The organism is Pandoraea sp. SD6-2 (assembly GCF_000389825.1).
Classification (GTDB): Bacteria; Pseudomonadota; Gammaproteobacteria; order Burkholderiales; family Burkholderiaceae; genus Pandoraea; species Pandoraea communis.
Window position 1 is genome coordinate 127949 of sequence record NZ_KB944457.1, and the last position, 7259, is coordinate 135207.

Genomic DNA, 7259 nt, shown 5'->3' on the forward strand with positions numbered 1-7259 from the left:
TGCCGCTCACGCCTCTTCTTCGTCATTCTCCAACTCCGCACCCAGCAGTTCGACGGCCTGCTCACCGGGCAGCGCCTCCACGGCCTTGAGCTGACGCGCCATCGCGCGCGTGCGCACCTCCGCCTTGTCGATGGAGCGAGTCACCGTCTCCAGTTGCGCTTTGGTCTTGGCAAGTACGTCGCCGAACTTGGTAAATTCGGTCTTCACCGCGCCAAGCACCTGCCAGACTTCGCTGGAACGACGTTCGATGGCAAGCGTGCGGAAGCCCATCTGCAGACTGTTGAGCAGAGCGGTCAATGTTGTCGGGCCCGCCACGGTCACACGATACTCGCGTTGCAGCAGATCCGAGAGCCCCGGACGCCGCAGCACTTCGGCGTAGAGCCCTTCCGTCGGCAGGAACAGCAGCGCAAAGTCGGTCGTGTGCGGTGGGGCGAGATACTTGTCGGCGATGGTCTTCGCTTCCAGACGGATGCGGGTCTCCAACGCCTTCGATGCCTCTTCCACAGCCACCGGGTCCGCGCGCTCCTGCGCGTCGAGCAGACGCTCGTAGTCCTCACGCGGAAACTTCGCGTCGATGGGCAACCAGACCGGTGTGTTGCTGTCGCTGCTCTGTCCCGGCAGCGCAATCGCGAATTCCACCCGCTCGGCACTGCCCGGCTTGGTCGCCACGTTCTTGGCGAACTGATCGGGTGTCAGCAATTGTTCGAGCAATGCCTGCAACTGCACTTCCCCCCAGATGCCTCGCGTCTTCACGTTGGTCAGCACGCGCTTCAGATCGCCCACACCGGCGGCGAGCGTCTGCATCTCGCCCAAACCGCGATGCACTTGCTCCAGACGATCCGAAACCAGCTTGAACGACTCGCCGAGCCGCTGTTCCAGCGTGGCATGCAGCTTCTCGTCGACGGTGCGGCGCATCTCTTCGAGCTTGGTCGCGTTGTTGACCTCGATGTCCTTGAGCTTCTGCTCGAGCGTAGCGCGCACTTCCGCCAGCCGACGCTCGTTGCCTTCCGCGAGTTGCGTGAGTTGCTGATGCTGGGCGTCGCCGAAGCGACGTAGCGCCGACGTCTGCTCCTCTCGCATCTGCTGTCCATTGAGCACCAGACTCTGGCGCACCGCCTCAAGCTGTGCCGCGTTGGACTCGGTCAGCTTCGCCAGTTGCTGCGCAAAGCCATCGATCTGATTGTTCTGTACCGTGGCCACGCTGGTCATTTGCGCCGCCAGCGTCTGCTGGAATTGCGCCATTTGCGCGCTCTGTTCGCCGCGTCCGGCGCGCGCGATTTCCGCGAACTCCTGACGCAGCCCGCGCTCACTACGATCGGCCGCTTGCAACAAGTCGTCCCGCACCTGAGTGAGCGAGCCAACGAGTGTCTCGCGCAGCGACGTATCGCCATTGCGCTGCCAAACCTTCACCGCAATCGCAATCATCACCAACAGATTCAGCGCTGCAAGCGCTACCAACACCATCTCCACCATCGCGTTGCGACCTCCCGTTGACGCCTGCCGATCCTGCTTCCAGAACTTACCGTATGCCGTAGTTGGCCATGACGATCGTAACGATCATGACGACTGCTGTGGCGGCGCGTTATGACTTGCGTGCCGCGGGATTCAGCAGACACGGCGGTTTGCCCGCCGCCGCGCCGAATCCCAGCGCCGCAATCAGATTGTCGGCCGCCAGACTCGCCATACCACGACGCGTTGCCGCCGATGCACTTGCGATATGCGGCGTCAGCACGATATTCGACACCTTCAGCAAGTCGGGATGCACCTTCGGCTCCCCCTCGAAGACATCGAGCCCCGCCGCCGCAATCTGCCGGTTCGTAAGGGCTGCGGCGAGTGCGGCATCGTCGACAATGCCGCCCCGCGCCAGATTGACCAGCGTGGCTGTCGGTTTCATGGTGGCCAGCTCCGCCGCGCCGATCGTGTGATGTGTCGCGGCCGAATACGGCAACACCAGGATGACGTGATCCGCCGTGCGCAGCAGTGTGTCCTTGTCCACGTAGCTTGCCTTGCAGGCCGCTTCCGTCGCGGCATCGAGACGCGAGCGATTGTGATACACCACGCGCATGTTGAACCCCATCGCACGGCGCGCAATGGCTTGTCCGATGCGTCCCATGCCGATGATGCCCAGCGTGCTGCCATGCACGTCCGCGCCCAGGAACATGTCGTAGGCCCACTTATCCCAATGTCCTTCGCGCAGCCAGCGCTCCGACTCGGTCACACGACGCGCCGTTGCCATCAACAAGGCCCAGCCAAAGTCGGCTGTCGTCTCGTTGAGAACGTCGGGGGTGTTCGTCGCCATGACGCCGGCGGCGGTCATGGCGTCGATATCGAAGTTGTTGTAGCCCACCGCCATATTGGCCACCACACGCAGATGCGGCGCACCGGCGAGCACCGACGCATCGATGCGCTCACTCGCCGTGGTGATGGCGCCAGCCTTGTCGGCCAGACGCGCGCGCAGTTCGTCAGGCGAATACACCGTGTCGGTGTCGTTGCGCTCGACATCGAAATACTGCGCCAGACGCTCGATGACATCAGGAAAAATAGCTCGGGCTACCAGGATCTTCGGTTTCACCAGTTGTCTCGCAGAGGTTGACCGCGTGGCAATGTCGCGGCTCAGAAGAATATCAGGGTCGTCACGACGAACAGCGGCAGCAGAATCGCGCCCGACCACAGCATATAACCAAAGAAGCTCGGCATGCGAACGCCGCGTTGCTCAGCGATGGCCTTCACCATGAAGTTCGGTGCATTGCCGATGTAGGTGTTGGCACCCATGAACACCGCCCCCGCCGAAATCGCCGCCAGCGTGGCCGCTCCGGAAGTCATCAGCGTTGCCGCGTCGCCGCCTGCTGTATTGAAGAACACCAGATACGTCGGCGCATTATCAAGGAATGACGAGAGCAAACCCGTCGCCCAGAAATACATGACGTTGTCCGGCGCACCGTCCGGCCCAGTCACCAGACGGATCACCCAGCCGAGTGCGCCGGCTTCGCCCGCACGCAAGATGGCCACCACCGGAATGATCGTCAGGAAGATGCCAGCGAACAGCTTGGCGACTTCCTTCATCGGCTCCCAGTTGAAGTCGTTGCCTTTACGCGCCGTGCGCGGTGTTATCGCCAGCGACATCAACGTCACTACGATCAATCCCACGTCACGCGCGATGTTTTGCAGTGCGACAGGCGTCCCGAAGACGTCGAACTCGACGCCCGGCTTCCAGATCCCGCTCATCAGCACCAGCCCCACGGCGGCGGCGAGCAGTACGAAATTGCGCTTGCCCTCGAGTCGCAGCGGCTCGACATGCGATGCCGGGTCCTGTGCTTCGACCTGACGCTCGTCCTTCTGGCGGAAGTAATAGCTGTCGATCAAGAAGAACAGCCCCAGCAGCACAGCGCAGATGAACAGCGTCTCGGGCCAGAGGTAAGCGGCCGTCCAGAAGAAATCCACCCCTTGCAGGAAGCCGAGGAAGAGCGGCGGATCGCCCAGCGGTGTGAGCGAGCCCCCGGCATTCGCTACGAGGAAAATGAAGAACACCACAACGTGCACGTTGTGCTTGCGATTGTCGTTCGCGCGGATGAGCGGACGAATCAGCAGCATGGCCGCGCCCGTCGTCCCCATGATGCTCGCCAGCACCGTACCCAGCGTCAGCAGCCCGGTGTTGAGCCACGCCCCGCCTCGCAGTTTGCCGTGAACACAAATGCCGCCGGCCGTCGTGAACAGCGCCGTGAGCAGTACGACGAATGGGATGAATTCCGCGACCACGGCATGCACCGCGCCGTGCCACGCGGCACCGGCGCCGAACACGAGCGCGAAGGGCAGCAGAAACGCTGCGCCCCAGAACGCCGCAATCTTGCCGAAGTGGTGATGCCAGAACGCGGGCACGAGCAACGGCCCGAGCGCGATCGAGAGCAACAGCCCTGCAAACGGCACGCCCCACCAGGCGACGAGTTGTGCGCCGTCCGGTCCCGCAGCAAACGCCGCAGGACTCGCCAATGCCAGCCCCGCCGCAATCAGGGCGCCCCAAATCCGCTTAAGCATTGTTTATGGTTCCTGTTGATTGATGGTCAACTCCTTACGAGTCGACGTTAGCGGCCGAGTGCCCCAAGCAACACCAGCTTGGGAGATTTCCCATACAAAATCTACGTACCACCCGGCAAACCGAAGACCCAAGTCCTCAGTTGATTCTCGAAGGACGGCGCGCCGCCGCGAGTCGAAGCCTGCGCGGCGGGTGGCGACTGTCGGTATCGGACTGGCGTCGCCAGACGTGGCGGGTGCGTGTCCCGCGTCAGGCGCCGTCGACGATGATGAGATGAACGCGGTAGGGACCATGAGCGCCCAACACCAATGTTTGTTCGATATCGGCGGTACGCGAAGGTCCGGCAATGAAATTGGTCGCACGCGAGAGTTGACCTTGCTCGCTGCGCATGAGGGCGAAACCGTCTTCATGGCCGGCGACAATGCGCGGGGCAGGCACGATGGCGATGTGAGTCTCGGGCAGCAGCGTGGCCGAAGCAAACGTTTCCGGCCCGGACATCATCATCAGCGCCCCGGTCTCTGCAATGGCACAAAAGCACCCCGTGATGCCCACCAGATCGTCGCCATGCGGCTTGCGGAATGTCACTTGGCAGCCTGCCCCCGTCCAATCGAGTTCACGCAACGTCGGCCACGCGACGGCCTGCATGGTGAGACCGTTGGCCTGCAGATAGGTCGCGGCGGCAGCGGGGACATCGCTCATGCCCGGCACGCGCGTGATCGTGGTCGACAGCGCTTCCGCCTTGCCAATGAACGTGGCAATGAGATTGGCGGACAGTGCCGGACGCGGCCCTTGCGGATGCCGCGCCAGATATTCCTCGGCCGCAGCCTGCTCGTTTGCGCGCGCCACATCGGGACGATGCTGTGCGTGACGAATGCGGGCAAAGATGCGATTGCGGGCGTCGGAGGTATCCATGGGCTGTCCTTGTGAAGCCGACGCGCGGTCTGCCGCCGGCATCGTCACTTATCGTCTCTCGAAGCCGCCGGTGCAAGTCCGGCGGGCGATGCGCAATTATAGCGGCTGCCCCAGCCCGCACGACGGACGTTCGCACATTATCGGAATGGTCTGTCCCGTCGTTCGGACAACACGGCCGCTAGTACGAATCAACGCGTTACGCAGCGTCAGGCATGGGCCGCCGGTTCCGGCGCGATCTCGAAAACCTGACGCAGATAGGCCAGATACGCATCGTCGTCGCACATGTTCTTGCCCGGCGAATCCGACAGCTTTGCCACCGGCTGGCCGTTGCAGCGCACCATCTTGATGACGATCTGCAGCGGTTGATAGCCAAGGTCGTTCGTGAGGTTCGTTCCCACACCGAACGCCAGTTTGCAGCGATCGCGAAACCGCTCGAAAAGCTGAAGGACCTTCGGAATATCGAGACCGTCCGAGAAGATCATCGTCTTGGTACGCGCATCGACACGGTTCTGCGCATAGTGCTCCAGCAGTCGTTCGCCCCACGCAAACGGATCGCCCGAATCGTGGCGCGCCCCGTCGAAGAGCTTGCAGAAATACATGTCGAAGTCGCGCAGGAAGGCAGACATGCCGTACACATCCGAGAGTGCAATACCCAGATCGCCACGGTACTCCTTCGCCCAGGTCTCGAAGCCGAAGATCTGCGAATCGCGCAGACGGGGGCCGAGCGCCTGACACGCCTGAAGATACTCATGCGCCATCGTGCCGAGCGGCGTAAGGCCGAGCTTCGACGCGTAATACACGTTGCTCGTGCCTGCGAACTGTTCACCCAGTTCGTCGCGCAACGTGAGAATCACCTCCTCGTGCCACTCCTTCGAGAAGCGGCGGCGCGTACCGTAATCGGCGATCTTGCACTCGCGATAATCCACGCGCTCGGCAAGCATGCAGATCTTGTCGCGCAACCGTAGACGGCCTTCCTGATACGCCGGCGTGCGCTGCGTATTGCGGAAATACACTTCGTTGACGATCGCGAGTACCGGGATCTCAAACAGGATCGTGTGTAGCCAAGGGCCGCGAATCGTGATGTCGATCTCACCGTTGCCCTTCGTCGACGGCTGCACCGTGATGTACTTCTCGTTCAGATGGAACAGGTCGAGAAAGTCGACGAAATCGCTCTTGATGAAGCGCATCGCACCGAGATAACCCAATTCCGACTCGGTAAAGCGCAATCCGCACAGCAACCGGATCTCGTCTCGAATTTCTTCGACATAGGGTGTCAGGTCGACACCTTCGGTACGGCACTTGAAGCGGTACTCCACCTGCGCAGCAGGAAAATGATGCAGCACCACCTGCATCATCGTGAACTTGTAGAGATCGGTATCGAGCAGCGAGGTGATGATCATGACGACAGGCTCGGGAAGGAGCACTCACGAGAAAGCAGCGAACACGACCGATCGGCCAATGGTCCATTCGGCAGCGCACGGGAACAGCAAACATCGTACCGCAAAGCGGTGTCACCCATGGTATCCCCGCGGATTGCGCAATGGCGGGACGCCTTGCTCCGGCCGCATTTCGGCTCTCGCCCCTGCTGCGGCGGGCTGCGTTACAATACGCGTTTTAACGGCCGTTCGAAGCCGTTTCGCGCCCTACTCTGGAGTTGGCATGACGCACGTTGTCACCGAAAGCTGCATCAAATGTAAATTCACCGACTGTGTGGACGTTTGCCCCGTGGACTGCTTCCGCGAAGGCCCGAACTTCCTGGCAATCGACCCGGACGAGTGCATCGATTGCGCCGTCTGCGTGGCCGAGTGCCCGGTGAACGCCATTTATGCCGAAGAGGACGTGCCGGGCGATCAGCAAGCCTTCATCGCACTCAACGCAGAACTCTCGCCGAACTGGCCGAGCATCACGAAGACCAAGCCATCGCTGCCCGACGCGGATCAGTGGAAAGACGTCACCGAGAAGCTGCATCTGCTTGAGCGCTGAACCACGAGCGTTAGTGGCGAAGTTCGCCTCCTTGATGCAGAAAAAATGCGCGCCTGGTGTTGACAGCGTGCAAAAATCGCCTCTATAATCGCTTTCTCTTTTGATCCCCGATAGCTCAGTTGGTAGAGCGCCGGACTGTTAATCCGTAGGTCCCTGGTTCGAGCCCAGGTCGGGGAGCCAAGAATACCGAAGCGATGGCCTCGCACACGCGGGGCTTTTGTTTTAGTCGATACGTCACGACAGCGATGTATGACACACGAGTTTGATCCTCGATAGCTCAGTTGGTAGAGCGCCGGACTGTTAATCCGTAGGTCCCTGGTTCGAGCCCAGGTCG

The 7259-nt window shown here is 61.5% G+C and carries 6 protein-coding genes and 1 tRNA gene; 2 read left to right on the top strand and 5 right to left on the bottom strand.

Going from position 1 to position 7259, the window contains the following annotated elements:
- Nucleotides 1-6 precede the first annotated feature (6 nt).
- The 5 genes from rmuC to pncB all read right to left on the bottom strand — a co-directional run bounded on the left by rmuC (nt 7) and on the right by pncB (nt 6342).
- Nucleotides 7-1473, bottom strand: a complete 1467-nt coding sequence (gene rmuC, locus C266_RS23805; protein ID WP_010805252.1) for a DNA recombination protein RmuC — start codon at nt 1471-1473, stop codon at nt 7-9.
- A 109-nt stretch (nt 1474-1582) separates the two neighbouring features.
- On the bottom strand, nt 1583-2575 hold the full coding sequence (locus tag C266_RS23810; RefSeq protein WP_036664404.1) for a D-glycerate dehydrogenase: 993 nt from the start codon (nt 2573-2575) through the stop codon (nt 1583-1585).
- Between the two features lie 38 nt (nt 2576-2613).
- Nucleotides 2614-4032, bottom strand: a complete 1419-nt coding sequence (locus C266_RS23815) for a sodium:proton antiporter (RefSeq protein WP_010805254.1) — start codon at nt 4030-4032, stop codon at nt 2614-2616.
- Nucleotides 4033-4279: 247 nt separating this feature from the next.
- On the bottom strand, nt 4280-4942 hold the full coding sequence (locus tag C266_RS23820; protein ID WP_010805255.1) for a lactate utilization protein C: 663 nt from the start codon (nt 4940-4942) through the stop codon (nt 4280-4282).
- Between the two features lie 206 nt (nt 4943-5148).
- Nucleotides 5149-6342 carry a nicotinate phosphoribosyltransferase gene (gene pncB, locus C266_RS23825; RefSeq protein WP_010805256.1) on the bottom strand — a complete coding sequence of 398 codons (1194 nt, stop codon included), beginning with the start codon at nt 6340-6342 and terminating at the stop codon, nt 5149-5151.
- Between the two features lie 259 nt (nt 6343-6601).
- Here pncB and fdxA point away from each other — a divergent pair, with 259 nt between their 5' ends.
- The gene (fdxA, locus tag C266_RS23830; protein ID WP_010805257.1) at nt 6602-6925 is read left to right on the top strand and encodes a ferredoxin FdxA; all 324 of its coding nucleotides are present in this window, start codon (nt 6602-6604) and stop codon (nt 6923-6925) included.
- A gap of 104 nt (nt 6926-7029) precedes the next feature.
- A tRNA-Asn gene (locus C266_RS23835) sits at nt 7030-7105 on the top strand.
- Nucleotides 7106-7259: the final 154 nt, after the last annotated feature.